This is a genomic window from Streptomyces sp. NPDC087901, assembly GCF_044742205.1.
Classification (GTDB): Bacteria; Actinomycetota; Actinomycetes; order Streptomycetales; family Streptomycetaceae; genus Streptomyces.
This window is the reverse complement of sequence record NZ_JBIUUC010000003.1, coordinates 757,958-776,075: the sequence shown is the minus strand read 5'-3', so window position 1 is coordinate 776,075 and position 18,118 is coordinate 757,958. Positions and strand designations below refer to the sequence as shown.

Below are 18,118 nucleotides of genomic sequence, written 5' to 3'. Positions count from 1 at the left end.
TCCTGAGGCGGCAGGGAAACAGCCGACGCACGGAACAGAGCACGGGGGTGCGGTACCGCGATGGTTCCGGGAACAGTGCAGCAGTTGACCGTCCTGCTGGTCCTCGTGCTGCCCGGCGTCTTCTACCAGGCCGTACGGGAGCGGCTGCGTGGCCCCCTCGCCACCGAGCAGGAGCCGCAGAACCGCCTGGTGCGCGCCATCGCCGCGGGGGCCCTGCTCGACACCCTCTACGCGGTGATCGCGGGGCCGTGGCTGGTGCGGCTGCTGGCCGGGGGCGGCGAGGGGCCCTTCGCCGGGGTGCTGCGGCAGCCCCGCGAGGCGGGATTCGCCGCGCTGCTCCTGATCGTCGCCGTGCCGTCCGCACTGGCCTGGGCGGAGTCGGTGTGGCGGAGGCGGCACGTGCGGGCGCAGTACGAGCCGACGCCGACCGCCTGGGACGCCCTCTTCCGTGACCGGGGGTCATGTTTCGTGCGCGTACGCCTCAAGAGCGGTCTGTGGGTGGGGGGTTGGCTGGGATCCCGGTCGGCCGTCTCCGCGTATCCGCAGAGCGGGGATCTCTATCTGCAGGCTCAGTACCGTGTGGGGTCCGACGGCAGATTCCTCGGGAAGGTGCCCGGCACCGCAGGTGTGTACGTGCGGGCGAGCGACATAGAAGTGCTGGAGGTGCTGCTCCCGCCGTCTGCGGGGGCGGCCGGAGAGGGAGATCGATGACGAGCGGTCAGGAGACGGGCGATCAGGGGACCAGCGATGACGAATTGGCGGCCCTGGTAGAGGAGTTCTCCATCCGCAAGACCTATCGGCCCACCGACGGCATCGCCGAGCCGGACGAGGTGCCGCAGGGGCCTTCGGGCTCGGCGATAGGGGATGTCGTACCGCCTGTCCAGGGAGTCGCGGAGTCGGACGCGCCCTGAGCGGTTCCGTCCTACGGGCCGGTGTGGATGTGCGCCGCCCACAGGTGGGGCGCCTGCGCGTAGCGGTCGCGGAGGGCTCTGACCGGGCGGTGCAGGGCGGCGGCCGGATCGATGGGGCGGCCCCGGGCGATGTCCTCGGCGAGCGCGGTGTAGAACTCCTCGGTGAGGTGGGTCGCCAGTTTGTCGGCGATGGGCCACAGGGTCCCGATCACATGCGGGTATCCGGCCAGTTGGAAGGACGAGGCCAGCTGGACCACCTCGTCGGCCAGCTGCGCACCGCCCCGGGACGCGGAGCACGCGGACAACATGGCGAGTTCCGGGTTCCTCGGGCGCCGGGTGGCGACGTCGGACACGGTGAGCCGGCCGTCGTACAGGGCGAGACCGCTCTGCGACGGGTTGAACAGTTCGCTGATGCCGTGGCAGCTGAAGTGCACCCAGGGGTGCGCTTCGAGCGCCCCGCCGACCGCTTCCACCGTGGCATCGGGCCCGGCCAGCAGCCGCCTCGCGGGGAACAGCTCCGCGAGCAGCTCCGCCTCCCGTGCGACGCCAGGCAGGGGCGCGGCCCCCGGCGTATCGGCGAGGGCGACGACCAGCGGTGACAGCTGGGCGGGGGTGCCGGTGGGGGTTCCGGCGCGGGTGCCTGCGGCGAGACCGCTGCGGGCCCTGACCAGCGCGCGCAGGGTCGGGGTGTACGAGGAGACGGCACGGTCGATGACCCAGGTGCCGGAGTCCGCCGCGCCGCGCCCGGCCGCGTGCAGCGGCAGGAAGGACAGCCAGCCGGTGGGGCACCACCACAGTCGGGGCCAGGGGCCCCCGTCGTCCGGTTCGGCGGCCAGGCCGAGGTGGGCGAGGACGGGGGCGGCGATCGTGTCCCAGAGCCAGCCCAGGGTTCCGGAGAGGCTGCGCATCATGGCGACGGCGTTGTCGACGCCGTTCCCGCCGTACGCAGTGTCGATCCCGTCGACGAACTCCGCCGCCCGCTCCACGGTGGCCTTCAGGGTGAGATCGGGCAGCGGGACCACGTCGATCCCGGCTTCGGCGGTCACGACCAGGGCGTCGCAACGGTAGATGCTGACGTTGACGACCACGACAGGGCCTCCGGCAGCCGCTGCGACCAGTTCCGGTACGGAGGGTGGGTGCAGGAAGTTCTCCAGGCCGGGCAGTTCCCGTACCTCTGCCAGGAGTTGGGTCCAGCGCCGGGCCATGGCGTGCCGGGCCTCGGCGCTCGCACCCGCGTCATGGCCGTCCTGGGCCGGGGAGAGCGGGGGAGGGGCGCTCAGCTGGTCACGTACCCGCTCGAATTCGGCCGCACGGGCGGGGTCGAGGCCGCGCAGCTGTGACACGTCGGCCCGGTTCTCCAGGCCTTGGGCCAGCAGCACCCCCCGGCCCTGTTCGAGCAGGGCGAGGGCGCGGCCCGGATCGCCCGCGTCGATCGCCAGCGCGGCGGCATCACTCGCCAGTCCGTCGCTGCCGTTCAGCCGCGCCTCCTGATCGATGCGGGCGAGGCTGCGGGGAGCCATGCCGGGCAACAGGCCGACGGCGTACGCGTACCCTTCCAGGGCCTCCGGGCGGTCACCCGCCTTCAGTGAGGCCAGCCCCCAGCCGTGGGCGGCCTGGAGCCGGGCCGCGCTGTGGGCGACCGGATTCCGTGCGCAGCTGCGGGCGAGCCGGACCACCTCCGCCAGGTCGATCTGCTCCCCTGCCTTGGCGCGGTCCAACTGCACGCCCGCCAGCATCAGTTGGGACAAGGGGTGACTCGGGTCCCCTTCCGGGGTGCCGGCGAGGGATTCCCGGGCGGCAGCGGCCGCCCGCTGCCGCGCCTGCCTGGCCGTCGCCCCGGCGGGCTCCACCGCCAAGTCGGAGGCGAAGGCGCAGGCCATCGTCAGTTTCTGCAGGGCGAAGAAGCGTGAGGGGTGGTCCTTCCCGAGGCGGTCCACCACCTCTTCGAGGACCTGCCGGGCCTCGGCGATCGCGTGAGGGTCCTTGTTCGCCCGGGCGCGGTCGACCAGCAGGTCCCCCAGATTGATCGCGGCCGTCTCGGCGCCCCCGACGTCGCCGTGTTCCACCGCCATCGCCGCACGCAGGAGTGTGATCGCCTCGTCGGTGGCGGACATGTCGCCGATGAGCGCGGCCCAGTGGCGCAGCGCTTCGGCGAGATTGTTCAGGTGCAGGGAACGGTCCATGGCCGCCGGAAGGCTGTCCTTCACCGCGCGACGCAGCACCGTCACCGCTTCGGCCATCCAGGCGCGGTTCCCGGTGCGCCGGCCGCGGTCCATGAGCGCGCTGCCCAGGTTGGTGAGCGCCATGCTGACGCGTGTCCGGGAAGCGTGGGTCACGGCCTCGCGCAGTGTGTCGACGGCGGCGTCCATGAGGAGTTCGTCGCCGGTGTCGCGGGCCCGGCTCCACTGGAGGTAGCCCAGGCTGGTGAGGATGGAGCCCCGCAGCTCGGCCGCTGCGGGCTGCGGCGCTGAGGCCAGGGCGGCGCGGAAGTGGTGTACGGCTTCGTCGCTCTGCCGTGCGTCGTGGGTGTAGCGGTAGAGGGCTCCCAGGCTGTTCGCGAGGCCGAGGAGCGCCACGGGCGAGGGGCGCCCCGGAGCCATCACGAGCGCTTCGCGGTGCCATCGGACGGCCTCCTCCAGCGGAGCGGGGTCGGAGGCGAGACGGGCGAGGTTGCGCAGGGCGTCTCCGAGGGCCGTGCGGCAGTCGGCCCCGCCGTAGGTGTTCTCGTCGGAGGCGGCCACGGCTGCGCGCAGCACCTCGATGCCCTCCTGCCAGGCCTCGGTGGCCGAGCAGAATTCGGCGAGAGTCAGCAGGGCCTCGCCGAGGCCCATGAGCTGGTGCGCGTGGAGGAAGTCCTCCGCCGAGGACAGGGCCACGGCTGCGCGATGGGTGGCCACCGCTTCGGTGAAGAGCTCGGTGCGGCCGGTGCGCATGGCGATGTTCATCAGGCCGTGGCCGATGTTCGACCAGTACACGGCCCTTTCGGCGCGGGAGAGCGGGGCGTGCTCCACCTCCTCGCGGATGAGGCGCACCGCTTCCTCGTACAGGTCGACGCCGCTCGTCGCGTCGCCCCGTTCCATGAGGGCGTAGGCGTACTCCGCATGGAATTCCCAGTACAGCGGGTCGCCGGCCGGGAGCAGGCCGAGTGTCCGGAGCATCTCGTCGGCGCCCTGCCGCCAGGCGTCGTCGTCCGTACCGGCGCGGTGGGCCAGCGCCGCCCCCAGTCCGAAGCGCGTGATGGCCTCGAAGTGGTTGCCGGGGGAAGGGAGAACGAGGCACTTGCGGAAACAGTCGACGGCCTCGTCGACGCTGTCGGCGTCGCCCGAGAGCTGAAGGCAGCGCCCGAGCGCCAGGAGGACCCGGGCCCGCTCGGCCGAGCGGGCCGGAACCTCTCCGGCAAGGGCGCGAAGCAGGCTGATCGCGTGGTGGAGTTCTCCGGAGTCCCCGGCTTCCCCGGTGGCCCACAGGTGCCGGAAGGTGCGCTTGAACAGCAGGTCGGCGAATGCGGTGGAGTGGAGCACCCGTCGGACGAGGTCGTCGGCCGGGACGCCTTCCATTCCCCGGCGGGCATGGGCAACGGCCTCCTCCAGGTCCGCCGTGCTGCCCGTCGCCGTGTGCCGCGCGTTCAGCACCTGAGAGAGGGTCAAGTGCGCCTGGGCGCGCACCGGATGCCCGTCCGGTGCGCCGTCGAGGGCGTTGCGGGCGGCTTCGTACGCGTCGTCCAGGGCGCCCGGGTCATCGGTGTGCACGGCGCGCCCGGCCAGCAGCAGGGCGAGGTTGCTGAGGTACGCGGTGCGCTCGAAGGCGTTGGGGGCCGTTTCCGCGGCCAGGCGGCAGGCGGCGATGCCCTCCTCGTACGGCTCGGCGCCGCCACCGCCACCGCCCTCCACGGCCTCCTGGAGGAGGGAGGCGCCCAGGTCGGAGAGGAACGAGGCCCGGCCGGGCAGCATGACGTCCGGCTCCGCAAGGGTGGTGCGCAGCAGTGCGATGCCCTCGGAGCGCAGCGTCGGATCGTCCAGGACCTTGGCGGCGCTGCACAGTGCGGAACCGAGGACGGCGCTGTGCTGGGGGCGATTCGGGTTGTTCCAGGTGGTGAGCTCCACCGCCTGGCGCAGTTCGGCGACGCACTCCCGCATCTGGCCCTTGTCCGCGTTCGCCTCGGACGAGTGCCGGAGAATGTACCCCAGGTTGCCGTGCCTGCGGGCCTGTTCGTCGCGGACGCCGGGGGCGCAGACCACGGCGGCGCGGTGCGTGACGACGGCGTCGGCGAGTGCCTGGTGGCCGGCGCCGTCCTGGAATCCGTAGAAGAGGACGAGTCCGAGGTCCGACAGGCAGGTGCCCTGCTCAAGGCTTCCCTCGCCGAAGGCGGTGGCGGCGTGCCGCAGCAGGGTCTCGGCGATGGGCAGGGATCCTGGGTGGCGGCTCTGCTGGAACAGCAGCGTCAGCCCGATGGCGGCGTGGTACGCGAAGCCGGGCTCGGTCGCGGTACCGGCCGGCTCGCCGGACAGCGTGGCGCACAGCGGACGCAGCCCGTGAGGTACGTGCTCCGGGTTCTGCTCGTACACCGCGACGAACCGGAGCAGAGCGGAACCGAGCGCCCCCGGATCGGCCTCGTCCCCGGCGAGGTAGCGGCACCAGTCGGCGTAGCCGAGGGCCAGGGCCCCGAGCCCCCACACGTTCCCGTCGGGCAGGGTGAGGCCGCCGCGCACCTCGTCGGCCGCCGTCGCGGCCTCCGCCCCGAGGAACCATTCCAGGGCGGCTGGCTCGGCATCCGTGCGTTCGGCCTGCTGGAGGATGCGGTCCGCGGCGCTCTCGGGCGTCATGCGGGGATCCGGCCGCGGACGGCCATGCCCGGCAGGCCGCCTCGCGCCTCGGCGGCCGGTGTCGTATCCACATCACGCCGGGTGGCGTCCATCTTCCGCGTCATCGCTCCCCCGCCGGCCGGCACCAGGATCAACCTACCGACTACTGAGGCTACTTGAGCGAGTTCGCAGGCCCGGTGGTCAGGCTTCGAGTGGCCGGATCTCGTAGTGCAGGGTCCGGTCCCGCTTGATCCGGTGCGCGAGCGGGACGAGGACGCCCTGCACGATCGGGTGCTTGCGGGACAGCATCCGGGCGGCGTGCGTGTTCTCCTTCGAGCCGGCCTGGAGGAGGCGGGCGTGCGCGGTGATCTGCGGTCCGGTCGGTCTGCCGCGCAGCGTGCACGGGCCGATCTTCACCAGGGGGTGGTTGCGCATCCGCTCCACCTTCCATGCCGAGGAGAACGTACGGATGTAGGCGTGGTCGCCCTCGACGGCGATGTTCACGGGGGTGTCGGCATGCGTTCCGTCCTGGCGCCGCGTGCTGAGCAGGACGGCGTACTGCTTCACGAACGGCTTCAGCTCACGGATCGTGTCCATACCTTCCATGGTCCGCCGCCCCGGCGCCGTGTCATCCGCGCGGGCGGTGCGGGACGGGCGTTTCGAAGGCGGTGACGGGCCCGGGATAAGGTCGTCGGTCCATGACTACGGACAACGGCCCCACGCCCTTCTCGACCGCCCGTCTCGACGCCGTGCCCCTGCGGGTGGCGCACGCGGAGGAGATGGCGGTGGTGCTGGACGATCCCGCCCTGCACACCTTCACCGGCGGCGCCCCGGAGGACGCGGACACCCTGCGGGTCCGCTACGAACGGCAGACGGCCGGGTCCCCGGACCCGGACGAGCTCTGGTGGAACTGGGTGCTGCGCATCCGGGGCGAGGACTGCCTGGCGGGCTATGTGCAGGCCACGGTGCGCGGGTCCCGGGCGGAGATCGCCTGGGTGACCGGGACGGAGCGGCAGGGGCGGGGGTACGCGAAGGAGGCGGCGCGGGGTCTCGTCGCGCACCTGTTGAGCGGGGGCGCGGTGCGGACGGTCATCGCCCACATCCACCCGGACCATGCGGCGTCCGCCGCGGTGGCCGCGTCGGCCGGGCTGGTGCGGAACGGTGAGTGGGAGGACGGGGAGGAGCGGTGGGTGCTGGGGGAGCAGTGAGCCCGGTGCCTCAGCCGGCGGCGGGGTGGGTGCCCGTCGCCCCGTCGATCAGTTCGCGGACGATGTCCATGTGGCCGGCGTGCCGTACGACGTCCTCCAGCATGTGGATGAGGACCCAGCGCATCGACACCTCCCGGCCGTTCCACGACGTGCCCGTCGTGTCCAGGTCCGTGACCTCGATGGCCCGGTCGGCGGCGGTGCGGGCGCGGTCGTAGAACGCCAGGATGTCCGCGGTCGTCTCGTCCGGGGAGACCGTCATGTCCTCGGTGGCCGAGTCGAACCAGAGCTTCTCGACCTCGTACCCGAACGGTGCGCAGAACCAGCCGTACTCGACGGTCGCCAGATGCTTGACCAGGCCCAGGAGGTTCGTCCCCGTCGGGGTCATCGGGCGGCGCAGCTGCTCGTCGTCCAGCCCTTCGAGCTTCCACAGCACTGCGTCGCGGTGCCGGTCGAGGGCGATGTGCAGGGATTCCTTCTCGCCACCGGTGTACGGCACGGTCTTCGTCATGCGCCGGACGGTAGCAACTGCCGCTGAGAGCCTGCCAGGCAGTTTCAGCTCCGGGCCCGGCCCGCCTTGATCAGTCCGGCGACGTCGAGGACCACCTCGGCGCCGATCGAGTCGGGGAGCGGGGCCTCCTGGCCGGGGGCGTACACCTCGTGGCGGTCGTACCCACCGGCCAGGGGCTCCGTCAGGACGTGGACACGGCTGTGTCTGCGGTCGACGATCACATAGACGGGGATCTTGGCCTCGGCGTACGCGGCGACCTTGTTGCGCAGGTCGCTGCTGTAGTTGCTGGACGTGACCTCCAGGACGAGGCGGAAGACGGCCGGGTCGTAGCAGTTGTTCGCGAGTCTGTGCTCGTCGAGATCGGCGTCGACGATGGCGAGGTCGGGGATGGCGTAGTCCTCGGGGCCGCTCGGCAGCCAGAGACCGATGCCCTGGAGGACTCGCGACTCCTCGCCGTGGAGTCCTGCGGCGAGGAACGGGATCATGAGCGTCGTCAGTGCGTTCGCATGCGGGCCGTCCTGGAACGGGGCCACGGTGATGACGCCCCCGACGATCTCGACGCGGTGCCCCGGAACCTGCTCGGTGAGGGTGCCGGCCCATTTGAGCAACGGTTTCTGTTCGACGTCACCGAGGTGACCACTTGCTGCTCCGGACAATGCGGCCCTCCTGGTCGACGGTCTGGTGCCGGGAGCATCCTCGTACGACACGGCGCCCGTGCACGTCCCGCAGACGATCCGTCACCCCGCCGAGTGAAGCAGAAACGGCCCTGCACACGTGGTCACGTGTGCAGGGCCGTTCCGGAGGCGTAAGCCGAAGCCGTGGAGCTACAGCTTCTCGATCACGTAGTCGATGCACGCCGTCAGCGCCTGGACGTCCGACGGGTCGATCGCCGGGAACATCGCCACGCGCAGCTGGTTGCGGCCCAGCTTGCGGTACGGCTCCGTGTCGACGATGCCGTTGGCGCGGAGCACCTTGGCGATCGCGGCGGCGTCGATCTCGTCCGCGAAGTCGATCGTGCCGATGACCTGCGAGCGCTTGGCCGCGTCCGTGACGAACGGGGTCGCGTACTTCGACTCCTCGGCCCAGCCGTACAGGTGGCCGGAGGAGGCGGCCGTGCGGCCGGTGGTGAAGTCCAGGCCGCCCTGGCTGTTCATCCAGGTCAGCTGCTCGTTCAGAAGGAACAGCGTGGCCAGGGCCGGGGTGTTGTACGTCTGGTTCTTCAGGGAGTTGTCGATCGCCGTCGGCAGCGAGAAGAACTCCGGGATGTGCCGGCCGGAGGCGTGGACGCGCGCGGCGCGCTCCAGGGCCGCCGGGGAGAAGACGCCGATCCACAGGCCGCCGTCGGAGGCGAAGGACTTCTGCGGGGCGAAGTAGTAGACGTCCGTCTCGGTGATGTCGACGGGCAGGCCGCCCGCGCCGGAGGTGGCGTCCACCAGGACCAGAGAGCCCTCGTCGGCGCCCGCGACGCGCTTGATGGGCGCGGCGACACCGGTCGAGGTCTCGTTGTGCGTGAAGGCGTAGGCGTCGACGCCGGCCTCGGCCTGCGGGTCCGGGTGGGTGCCCGGGTCGGAGGCGATGACGGTCGGGTCGGCCAGCCACGGCGCGAGCTTGGCGGCCTTCGCGAACTTCGACGAGAACTCGCCGAAGTTGAGGTGCTGGGACTTCGACTCGATCAGACCGTGCGTCGCGACGTCCCAGAAGGCGGTGGAGCCGCCGTTGCCCAGGATCACCTCGTATCCCTCGGGGAGGGAGAAGAGGTCGCGCACGCCGTCACGTACCGCGCCGACCAGGTTCTTCACCGGGGCCTGGCGGTGGGACGTACCGAGAAGAGACGTACCGGTGGCGGCCAGCGCGTCGAGCGCCTCCGTCCGCACCTTGGAAGGACCGGCGCCGAAGCGTCCGTCGGCGGGCTTGATGTCAGCGGGAATCTGGATGTCGGCCACGAGTCGGAGCGTAGCCGCTCGCTGCGGCGGCTACGCACCCTGTCCGTCGGATGAGACAGGGATCCGACTCGTGGACCTTGGAGGTATGTCCGTACGGGCCCGGATCAGCCCAGGTCGACCGGGAGGTCGAACAGGTCGTTCTGGGTGACGATCGGCTTGTTGCGCAGCTCGGAGGCCGGCACGGCGAGCTCCAGCTCCGGGAAGCGCTCGTACAGGGCGGGCAGTGCGACCCCGGCCTCCAGACGCGAGAGCGCCGCACCCGGGCAGACGTGCGGGCCGTGGCCGAAGGCGATGTGGCGGTTGGGGGAGCGGGTCGCGTCGAACTCGCCGGCGGTGGGGCCGTACTGCTCCTCGTCCCGGCCCAGCGCGCCGAAGGACACGATCAGGGCCTCGCCCTTGGGGAGGACCTTGTCACCGACGGCGACGTCCTCCGTCGCGAAGCGGATCAGGACGTGGGAGGTCGGGGTGTTCCAGCGCAGGGTCTCCTCGATCACGTTCTCCCACGGCAGCTCGCCGTTCAGGACCTGCTTGCGCTGCTCGGGGTGGGTCTCCAGTGCGACCACGGCGTTCACGATCAGGCTGATCGTCGTCTCGTGGCCCGCCGCGATGATCAGCTGGAGGGTGTTGACGATCTCCTCGTTGCTGAGGTGGTCGCCGTCCTCGGAGGCCGCGATCAGGGCGCTGGTCAGGTCGTCGCCCGGCTCGGCCCGCTTCGTGTCGACGATCTTCGTGAAGAGCGTGCCGAGGTCCGCCATCATCTGCGGGACCTCCTCCGGCGGCGTCTGCGTCGAGAAGAACTTCTCGAAGAGCTCCTTGAGGCGCGGGTGGTCGGCGCCGTCGACGCCCATCAGCTCGCTGATCACGTTCATGGGCAGCGGGTAGGCGAACTCGGCCTTCAGGTCGACCTTCTCGCCCTTGGGCAGGGCCGCGAGGCGGTCCAGGCTCGCGGTCGTCAGCGCCTCGATCCCCGCGCGCAGCCGCTCGACCCGCTTCACGGTGAGGGCCTGCGCGACCAGGGCCCGCAGCCGGCGGTGGTCGGCGCCGTCGACGGTCAGCATGGAGCGGCCCGGGTTGGCCAGGCCGATCAGCGGCCAGTCCATCGGGATCTCGCCGCGCTGCCAGGCGCCCCAGACGTTGATGTCCTTCACGATCCGGGTGTCGGTCAGCAACTGCCGGGCCTCCGCGTGGTGCGTGACCGCGTAGCAGTGCACCCCGCCGGGCAGCTCCACCTCGGCGAGCGGGCCCGCGGCGCGCAGGGCGGCGCTCTCGCCGTCGAGGTCGGCGACGAAGGGGTCGAGGACGATCCGGGTCATATCTGGCCTCCGTTGGCGGATCCTGTGGCGGGGGTGGGCGTGAAGGCGACGGGCAGGTCCGTCAGACCCCGCAGCCACGGGGAAGGGCGCCGGGTGAGCTGTTCGGCGGGGACGTCCAGGTCGATGTCCGGGAGGCGGTCCAGCAGGACCTCGATGCCGGTACGGGCGATGACCTCGGCGGTCTCCTGGGCCGGGAACGGGCAGCGGTGCTCGCCGTGGCCGAAGGAGAGGAAGGCGTTGTTGCCGCCGGTGAGCGCGGAGCCGTCGGTGCGCACCTGCGGGTCGCCGTTGGCGGCGGCGATGCCGAGGAGCAGCAGGTCGCCGGCCTGGATGTGGCGGCCCCCGAGGTGGGTGTCGCGCGAGGCCCAGCGGCCGGCGACGTTCTGGGTCGGAGTGTCCTCCCAGAGGACTTCGTTCATGGCTTCCGCGACGCTGTGCCGTCCGCCGGAGAGGGAGGCGGCGAAGCGGTCGTCGGTGAGCATCAGCCGCAGGGAGTTGCCCATCCAGTCCGCGGTCGGCTGGTGGCCGGCGGCCATCATGACCATGAGGTCCTGGGCGACCTCCTCGTCCGTGAAGCCGCCCGGGTCGGCCAGCATCCGGGTGGCGACGTCGTCGCCCGGCTCGGCGTGCTTGTCGGCCAGCAGCTGGAACATCGACATGCCGAGGTGCTGCTGTCCGGCCAGGGCGCGTTCCCGGCCGTCGATCATGTCGTTGATCGAGCCGACGAGCGCGTCGCCGACCGCGTCGCTGAAGCCGTAGATCCTGGCCAGGATCCGGGCGGGGAGCAGCATCGCGTACTCGGCGATGATGTCGACCGAGCCCTTGGAGCAGAACCGGTCGATCAGTTCGTCGGCGAACTGCTCCGCGTACCGCTTGAGGGCGAACGGGTCGACCGCCTCCAGGGCGTCGCTGATCATCCGGGCGCGCTCGACGTGCCGCGGACCGACCGTATAGAGGATCGAGGGCTGCTTGCGGCCGATCATGGGCAGCAGCGGCCAGTTTTCGGGGATGTGCTCCCACTGGCTCCAGAGGTCGGAGTCGCGGCTGAACAGCACCGGATCGCTGGTGACCTGGTGCAGTTCGCGGTAGCCGAGGACCAGCCAGGCCGGGACGTCGCCGTCCAGGACGATGGGGGCCACGGCGCCGTGGTCACGGCGCATCTCCCGGTACAGCTGGGTGGGTTCGGTCTGGAACCGCGGACCGGACAGCGGCACGCGGCCGTGCGCGGGGCAGCCCGGGGGCGGTTCGGGGGGCTGGGTCACGGGGTGGGCTCCGGGGTCTTCTCCGGAGCGGTTTCCGGACGGGCGGTGGTGGAGGCGGAGCCGACCGTGCCCCGGGAGAGGGCGTAGAGGTGCTCCACCAGCGTGATCAGGACGTACTTGCTGGAGGACCGGTCCCGGGCGTCGCACTCCACGAGCGGGACGTCGTCCGAGAGGGCGAGCGCCTCGCGGATCTGCTGCTCGGTGTGGAGCGGGCCGCCGAAGTCGTTGCACGCCACGATGAACGGCGTGCCGTGGTGCTCCAGCCGGTCGATGGCGTACCAGGAGTCGGCGAGGCGCCGGGTGTCGACGAGGACGACCGCGCCGAGCGTCCCGGAGAACAGCCGGTCCCACAGGAACCAGAAGCGTTCCTGCCCGGGTGCGCCGAAGAGGTACAGCACGGAGCGGGCGTCGAGCGTGATCCGGCCGAAGTCGAAGGCGACCGTGGTGGACGTCTTCGACTGCACCCCGTCGAGGTGGTCGACGGCCTCGCCCGCGCGGGTCATCGTCTCCTCCGTGTTGAGCGGACGGATCTCGCTCACGGATCGGACCATGGTGGTCTTGCCGACCCCGAAGCCACCGACGACGACTATCTTCAGTCCGTTGTCGGCCGTGGCCTGCAGGGCGGCACGGTCAGAGGTTGCGGAGTCCAACGAGCACCTGTTCCAGGATGTCGGGGTCGGGGAGCCGGTCCGCGACACGTGCGGTACGGGGGTGGCGGGCGCTGATCCGGCCGGTGTCGAGCAGATCGCACAGCAGGATGCGCACGATGCTGACGGGCAGGTTCAGTCCGGCGGCGAGTTCGACGACCGCGGTGGGCCGTTCGCACATCCGCAGGATCGTGACGTGCTCCGACTGCATGCCGGGGGCCGGCTCGCATTCGGAGACGACCAGCGTCACCAGGTCGAAGGCGGCCGAGTCGGACCGGCTGCGGCCACCGGTGAGGGTGTAGAGCCGGTCCGGATCGTCGTCCCGGCCGGGGCGGGGGCGGGGAGTCATACGCTCGCGGTTTCGGAGGCCTTGGCGGGCTCGCGCGGCGGGGCGACGAGGTGCTCGCCGAGCTGCTCGACGAGCTCGCTCATGTTGTGGCCGACGAGGCCGACGTCGGCGTTGTCGGAGGCGACGACCGCGAGGTGGGCGCCTGCCCCCGCCTCCACGATGAACAGCACCCCGCCGTAGAACTCGGCCATCGCGGACCGTACGCCGCCGGTGCCGTCACCGAACTCGATGGACGCGCCGTGCGAGAGGCTCTGGATTCCGGCCGAGATCGCGGCCAGCTGGTCGGCCTGGTCGACGGAGAGCTCGGGGGTACGGCACAGCTTGAGGCCGTCCCTGGACAGCACGAGGGCGTGGCGGGCGCCGGGGGTGCGCTCAAGGAGCCCCTCCAGCAGCCAGTTGAGCTTCTCGTCGGTGGTCGCGGTCATGGGGTGTTGCCTTCCGGGTGCGGGGAGTTGGGCCGAACGGCCTGGCGGAAGCTGCTGAAGCGGGCCGCCTGGACCTTGGCATCGGCGGTACGGGGCCGGGGGGTGGCGCCGTCGGCCGTGTCCGAGTCGGACGCGTCGGTGGCGGACCGGGCGCGGGACTCGGCGGCGGCCAGGGTGCGGCCGCGCGAGCGCTTGGGCAGGCCGCTCTCGCCGAACCGGGGGAGGCCGCCGGTGGTCTCCGAGCCGGAGTCGGAGCGCAGCGGCTCCTGGGCGCGGGAGGCGTCGGGGGATGCGTCGGGGGCGGCGTCGGCGCGATCGGCGCCGGAGGCGTGGACCGGCTCGGGCTCGTGCGCGCGGGGCGCGGGGACCACCGGCACGGAGGCGGGTTCGGGGGCCGGGGCCGGGGTGCGGGTGATGATCTCGTGGGGGAGCATCATCAGCGCGCCCGTGCCGCCGCGTGCGGACGGCCGGAACGAGACGGTCAGTCCGTGCTTGCGGGCGAGGCGGCCGACGACGGCGAGCCCGAGGCGGGTGCCGGAGAGGCCGGTCAGGTCCTGGTCGGTCGCGGAGACGGCGCGCTCCGCACGGCGCAGCTGCACGTCGCTCATGACCAGACCGCTGTCCTCGACGGTCAGCACGATGCCGGCCGGGACCTCTTCCACGTACACATGGACCTCGGCCGTGGGCGGCGAGAAGTTCGCGGCGTTGTCGAGGAGTTCGGCCAGCGCGTGCATGACGCCCTCGGCGGCGTGACCGGCGATGGCGACATCGCTGGTCGAATGGAGACGGATGCGCTGGTATCCGCTGATCCGGCCCATCGCGCCGCGCAGGATGGACTCCATCACGATCGGCTTCGCCCAGCGCCGCCCGGAGCGGGCGCCGGTCAGCACGGCGATGGAGTCGGCCAGCCGGCCCGCCTGGGCGGTGCGGTGGTCCAGGTGGAGCAGGTCGCCCAGGACGTCCTCGGCGGAGTGCCGGTGCTCCATGTCGCGCAGGTCGGCGAGCATGCTGGTGGCCAGGGCCTGCATCCGTCCTGCGGCGTTGGCGCAGGCGGCGACGGCGGCGGAGCGCTCGGTGTCACTGCGGGCGGCGCGGGCCTTGAGGCGCGCGTTGTCCGTGGTGAGCCGCTCGGCGCCGGCCGCCGCCTCCTTGATGACGCGGGCCGTCTCGGCGGCTGCCGCGCCCTTGATCCGGGCGGTCTCGGCGGTGAACCGCTGGGCGTCGGCGGCCGAAGCCGACACCATCCGCGAGGTCTCGGCGGTGAACCGGCCGCTCTCGGCCGCGAGCATCTCGCGCAGCCGGTGTGCGGTGGTGCGGGCGTGGACGGTGGCGGCGACGGCGACGGAGAGCAGCACGGCGGCGGTGCTCGCCCCCCAGGCGACTGCGGTTCCGGCCGAGTCGGGAGCGACGAGGGCCGCCCACACGCTCAGGGATCCGGTGAGGGCCACGGAGACCAGCAGGGCCAGTGCGGTCGGCCGGGTTGAGGGGCGCAAGCGGAGTCCTTGGGGGGCGGACGGTGACGGATGGGACGGTTCGGGAGAGTCGTGACTGCGGGGATCAAATGCGACAACTGGAGCACATGATTCCCAGACAATTCTGAGTCACTATATGAGAATTGACGATCTGTTTGGGAAGAACTTGTGGTGCTCTCTGTTCCGTTTGTGTTCGTGAGCCCGGCATATTCCGACGTATTGACGCAATCGGCTTGATGTAGTCGGCGGAAGAGCGCGGCGCCTCCGGCGGGGCGGCCGGGCCGACGGCATCCTGGCCGGATGGCAATTGGCAAGGCTCCGAACGGCAAGGCTCCGAGCGGCAGCGCTTCGGAGAGCGGCGGCGACCCCACCGTGCTCGTCCGCGAACTGCGCGCGTCCGTAAGGGGCGAGGTCGCGTTCGACGCCACCGCGCGGGCCCTGACGACGATGGACGCCTCCAACTACCGCCGGGTGCCGCTCGGTGTCGTCGCCCCGCGCGACGCCGACGACATCGCCGCCGTGCTCGCCGTCTGCCGGGCGCACCAGGTGCCCGTCGTCCCACGCGGCGGCGGTACGTCCATCGCCGGGCAGGCCACCGGCACCGGCGTCGTCCTCGACCTCACCCGCCATCTGCGGGGCATCGCGGAACTGGACGCCGGCTCCCGTACCGCCGTGGTCCAGCCGGGCGTCGTCCTGGACGACCTGCGGGCGGCCGCCGCTCCGCACGGGCTGACCTTCGGCCCGGACCCCTCCACGCACAGCCGCTGCACCATCGGCGGCATGATCGGCAACAACTCCTGCGGCTCCCACTCGGTCGCCTGGGGCACCACCGCCGACAACGTCCACGCCCTGACCGTCGCCCGCTACGGCGGCGACACCCTGCGCCTGGAACGGGGCGCCGAAGGCCCCGCCGGACTCCGCGAACTGGTCGCCTCCCACCTCGCCCTCCTGCGCACCGGATTCCCCGAACTCCCCCGCCGCATCTCCGGATACGCCCTGGACGCCCTGCTGCCCGAGAACGGCCCCGACCACGCCCGCGCGTTCTGCGGCAGCGAAGGCACGCTCGGCGTGGTGACGGAGGCGACGCTCCGGCTCGTCGAGGCGCCCGCGGCCCGCGCGCTCGCCGTCCTCGGCTACGCCGACGAGTCCGCGGCCGCCGAGGCCGCCGCCGGCCTCCTGCCGCACCACCCGCTCACCGTCGAGGGCATGGCCGCCGACCTCGTACGCGAACCGGCCGGACTGCCCCGCGGCGCCGCCTGGCTCTTCGCCGAGACGGGTGGCGCCACCCCGGCCGAGGCACGGGCGCACGCCGAGCGGATCGTGCGCGCCGCCTCAGCGGACGCGGTGGACGCCGCCGTCGTCACCGACCCGGCCGGACAGCGGGCCCTGTGGCGGATCCGCGAGGACGCCGCGGGAACGGCGACCCGGATGTGGGGCCCCCAGGACGGAGTCTCCGGGGGCAGCAGTGAGGCCTGGCCCGGCTGGGAGGACTGCGCCGTGCCACCCGCACGGCTCGGCCCCTACCTCCGCGACTTCCGCGCCCTGCTCGCCGAACACGGGCTGCGCGGCACGCCGTACGGCCACTTCGGCGACGGCTGCATCCACGTCCGCATCGACTTCGACCTGCTGACCGCCGGCGGCGTGGCCCGATTCCGCCGCTTCTCCGAGGAGATGGCCTCGCTCGTCGTCGCCCACGGCGGCTCCCTGTCCGGCGAACACGGCGACGGCCAGGCACGCGCCGAGCTGCTGCCCCGGATGTACGGGGACGAACTCGTCGCCCTCTTCGGCCGGTTCAAGGACCTCTGGGACCCCGACGGCGGCATGAACCCGGGCATCCTCACCCGCCCGGCCCGCCTCGACGAGAACCTCCGCTTCGACGTCCTGCCACGGAAGCCGGTCGACGTCGCCTTCGGCTACCCGCACGACGGCGGCGACTTCTCCGCGGCGGTGCGCAGGTGCGTCGGGGTCGCCAAGTGCCGTACGGAGAAGGCCTCCGGCCCGTCCGTGATGTGCCCCTCCTTCCGGGCGACCGGCGAGGAGGCCCACTCCACACGCGGCCGGGCCCGGCTGCTCCACGAGATGCTGGCCGGCGCCGCGGGCGGAGTGATCACGGACGGCTGGCGCTCCACGGAGGTACGGGACGCACTCGACCTGTGCCTGTCCTGCAAGGGCTGCCGCAGCGACTGCCCGGTGGGCGTCGACATGGCCACGTACAAGGCGGAGTTCCTGCACCACCACTACCGCCGACGGCTGCGCCCCGCCGCGCACTACGCGATGGGACGGCTGCCGACGTGGCTGCGCCTGGCGTCCCCCTTCGCGGGCCCGCTGAACGCACTGGCCCGGGTGCGGCCGCTCGCGGCCCTGGCCAAGCGGCTGGCAGGCATCGCGCCGGAGCGCACGATCCCGGTGCTGGCGCGTGAGACGTTCACCCGGTGGCTCGGGCGGCGGTGGGGCAAGGGGGCGGTGATCCTCTCGAACGACCAGGCGGTCGTCCTCTGGCCGGACACCTTCACCGACCATCTCTCGCCCGAGGTGGGCCGGGCGGCGGTCCGGGTCCTGGAGGCGGCCGGCCGTACCACGCTGGTCCCCGGGAGCGGGCTGTGCTGCGGCCTCACCTACGTGTCGACGGGTCAGCTGGACAAGGCCCGCAGGGTGATGCGCCGCACCCTGGACAGGATGGGCACCTCACTGGGCGACCCCCTGGTCGTCCTCGAACCGAGCTGCGCGGCGACGCTCCGCACGGACCTCCCGGAACTCCTCCCCGACGACCCGCGGGCGGCCGGACTGGCCGCCTCCGTCCACACCCTGGCCCAGTACCTGGAGAAGTACGCCCCCGACTGGCGGCCCCCGCGCCTGGACCGCCCGGTCACCGGCCAGACGCACTGCCACCAGCACGCGGTCCTGGGCGACGACGCGGACCGACGGCTGCGCGAACGAGCTGGGCTGAAGGGCGAGTTGGCGGGCGGCTGCTGCGGCCTGGCCGGCAACTTCGGCTTCGAGCGCGGCCACTGGGAGGTGTCGGTGGCCTGCGCGGAGGACCAGCTGCTGCCGGCGGTCCGGGAGGCGGCGCCGGGCACGGAGATCATGGCGGACGGGTTCTCCTGCCGGACGCAGCTGGGCCAGGTGGGGGGTGTACGGGCGCGGCACCTGGCGGAGGTGCTGGCGGAAGGGCTGGCGGAGGAGTGATCGACGGATCCCCGGCCGGGCCGTTGGGGTGCGCCGGAACAGGCGCCCGCCTCGGGTGCCGTCAAGCGTTCGGGGGTGATCGGACGGGGACG

15 protein-coding genes are annotated in these 18,118 nt (G+C 72.3%); 4 read left to right on the top strand and 11 right to left on the bottom strand.

The features are described 5' to 3' along the window. The first annotated feature begins 60 nt into the window (after window positions 1–60). Together ACIOEW_RS13190 and ACIOEW_RS13185 are read left to right on the top strand one after the other, a co-directional pair. On the top strand, window positions 61–711 hold the full coding sequence (locus tag ACIOEW_RS13190; RefSeq protein WP_362543908.1) for a DUF6338 family protein: 651 nt from the start codon (window positions 61–63) through the stop codon (window positions 709–711). Next, window positions 708–911: a hypothetical protein gene (locus ACIOEW_RS13185; protein ID WP_401963689.1), complete on the top strand. Its 204-nt coding sequence runs from the start codon at window positions 708–710 to the stop codon at window positions 909–911. Before ACIOEW_RS13190 ends, ACIOEW_RS13185 begins: the two co-directional genes overlap by 4 nt. A gap of 11 nt (window positions 912–922) precedes the next feature. On the opposite strand, the gene ACIOEW_RS13180 is transcribed toward ACIOEW_RS13185, so the two are convergent. After that, entirely contained in the window at window positions 923–5,734 is a 4,812-nt protein-coding gene (locus ACIOEW_RS13180; RefSeq protein WP_401963687.1) for a CHAT domain-containing protein, read from the bottom strand. Window positions 5,735–5,914: 180 nt separating this feature from the next. After that, window positions 5,915–6,310, bottom strand: a complete 396-nt coding sequence (locus ACIOEW_RS13175; protein WP_362543916.1) for a PPOX class F420-dependent oxidoreductase — start codon at window positions 6,308–6,310, stop codon at window positions 5,915–5,917. 101 nt (window positions 6,311–6,411) lie between these two features. On the opposite strand from ACIOEW_RS13175, the gene ACIOEW_RS13170 reads away from it, so the two are divergent. Then, a complete protein-coding gene (locus tag ACIOEW_RS13170) occupies window positions 6,412–6,921 on the top strand; it encodes a GNAT family N-acetyltransferase (RefSeq protein WP_401963685.1) in 510 nt (169 codons plus the stop codon). 10 nt (window positions 6,922–6,931) lie between these two features. Here ACIOEW_RS13170 and ACIOEW_RS13165 read toward each other — a convergent pair whose 3' ends face one another. The 9 genes from ACIOEW_RS13165 to ACIOEW_RS13125 all read right to left on the bottom strand — a co-directional run bounded on the left by ACIOEW_RS13165 (window position 6,932) and on the right by ACIOEW_RS13125 (window position 14,861). Beyond that, window positions 6,932–7,429 (bottom strand): DinB family protein, encoded by a 498-nt coding sequence (locus tag ACIOEW_RS13165; RefSeq protein WP_401963683.1) that lies wholly within the window; start codon window positions 7,427–7,429, stop codon window positions 6,932–6,934. A 44-nt stretch (window positions 7,430–7,473) separates the two neighbouring features. Next, window positions 7,474–8,085, bottom strand: a complete 612-nt coding sequence (locus ACIOEW_RS13160) for a Uma2 family endonuclease (protein WP_362543924.1) — start codon at window positions 8,083–8,085, stop codon at window positions 7,474–7,476. Window positions 8,086–8,253: 168 nt separating this feature from the next. Then, window positions 8,254–9,372 carry a phosphoserine transaminase gene (gene serC / locus ACIOEW_RS13155; RefSeq protein ID WP_401963680.1) on the bottom strand — a complete coding sequence of 373 codons (1,119 nt, stop codon included), beginning with the start codon at window positions 9,370–9,372 and terminating at the stop codon, window positions 8,254–8,256. Window positions 9,373–9,476: 104 nt separating this feature from the next. Then, a complete protein-coding gene (locus tag ACIOEW_RS13150; protein ID WP_401963678.1) occupies window positions 9,477–10,685 on the bottom strand; it encodes a cytochrome P450 in 1,209 nt (402 codons plus the stop codon). Further along, window positions 10,682–11,947, bottom strand: a complete 1,266-nt coding sequence (locus ACIOEW_RS13145) for a cytochrome P450 (protein WP_401963676.1) — start codon at window positions 11,945–11,947, stop codon at window positions 10,682–10,684. Before ACIOEW_RS13145 ends, ACIOEW_RS13150 begins: the two co-directional genes overlap by 4 nt. Beyond that, a complete protein-coding gene (locus tag ACIOEW_RS13140; RefSeq protein WP_350996905.1) occupies window positions 11,944–12,597 on the bottom strand; it encodes an ATP/GTP-binding protein in 654 nt (217 codons plus the stop codon). Before ACIOEW_RS13140 ends, ACIOEW_RS13145 begins: the two co-directional genes overlap by 4 nt. Further along, entirely contained in the window at window positions 12,578–12,943 is a 366-nt protein-coding gene (locus ACIOEW_RS13135; RefSeq protein WP_219573777.1) for a DUF742 domain-containing protein, read from the bottom strand. Before ACIOEW_RS13135 ends, ACIOEW_RS13140 begins: the two co-directional genes overlap by 20 nt. Beyond that, a complete protein-coding gene (locus ACIOEW_RS13130; protein ID WP_362543938.1) occupies window positions 12,940–13,368 on the bottom strand; it encodes a roadblock/LC7 domain-containing protein in 429 nt (142 codons plus the stop codon). The genes ACIOEW_RS13135 and ACIOEW_RS13130 overlap by 4 nt, the downstream gene beginning before the upstream one ends. Next, on the bottom strand, window positions 13,365–14,861 hold the full coding sequence (locus ACIOEW_RS13125; RefSeq protein WP_401963673.1) for an ATP-binding protein: 1,497 nt from the start codon (window positions 14,859–14,861) through the stop codon (window positions 13,365–13,367). Before ACIOEW_RS13125 ends, ACIOEW_RS13130 begins: the two co-directional genes overlap by 4 nt. Before the next feature lie 279 nt (window positions 14,862–15,140). On the opposite strand from ACIOEW_RS13125, the gene ACIOEW_RS13120 reads away from it, so the two are divergent. After that, complete coding sequence (locus ACIOEW_RS13120) at window positions 15,141–18,026, top strand: FAD-binding and (Fe-S)-binding domain-containing protein (RefSeq protein ID WP_401963671.1); 2,886 nt, start codon at window positions 15,141–15,143, stop codon at window positions 18,024–18,026. Window positions 18,027–18,118: the final 92 nt, after the last annotated feature.

Bases quoted from the DNA above. Each gene is read 5' to 3' on its own strand.
- ACIOEW_RS13165 (WP_401963683.1), bottom strand. From the start codon at position 7,429: ATGACGAAGACCGTGCCGTACACCGGTGGCGAGAAGGAATCCCTGCAC.
- ACIOEW_RS13190 (WP_362543908.1), top strand. From the start codon at position 61: ATGGTTCCGGGAACAGTGCAGCAGTTGACCGTCCTGCTGGTCCTCGTG.
- ACIOEW_RS13135 (WP_219573777.1), bottom strand. From the start codon at position 12,943: ATGACTCCCCGCCCCCGCCCCGGCCGGGACGACGATCCGGACCGGCTC.
- ACIOEW_RS13130 (WP_362543938.1), bottom strand. From the start codon at position 13,368: ATGACCGCGACCACCGACGAGAAGCTCAACTGGCTGCTGGAGGGGCTC.
- ACIOEW_RS13180 (WP_401963687.1), bottom strand. From the start codon at position 5,734: ATGACGCCCGAGAGCGCCGCGGACCGCATCCTCCAGCAGGCCGAACGC.
- ACIOEW_RS13150 (WP_401963678.1), bottom strand. From the start codon at position 10,685: ATGACCCGGATCGTCCTCGACCCCTTCGTCGCCGACCTCGACGGCGAG.
- ACIOEW_RS13175 (WP_362543916.1), bottom strand. From the start codon at position 6,310: ATGGACACGATCCGTGAGCTGAAGCCGTTCGTGAAGCAGTACGCCGTC.
- ACIOEW_RS13170 (WP_401963685.1), top strand. From the start codon at position 6,412: ATGACTACGGACAACGGCCCCACGCCCTTCTCGACCGCCCGTCTCGAC.
- ACIOEW_RS13120 (WP_401963671.1), top strand. From the start codon at position 15,141: ATGGCAATTGGCAAGGCTCCGAACGGCAAGGCTCCGAGCGGCAGCGCT.
- ACIOEW_RS13185 (WP_401963689.1), top strand. From the start codon at position 708: ATGACGAGCGGTCAGGAGACGGGCGATCAGGGGACCAGCGATGACGAA.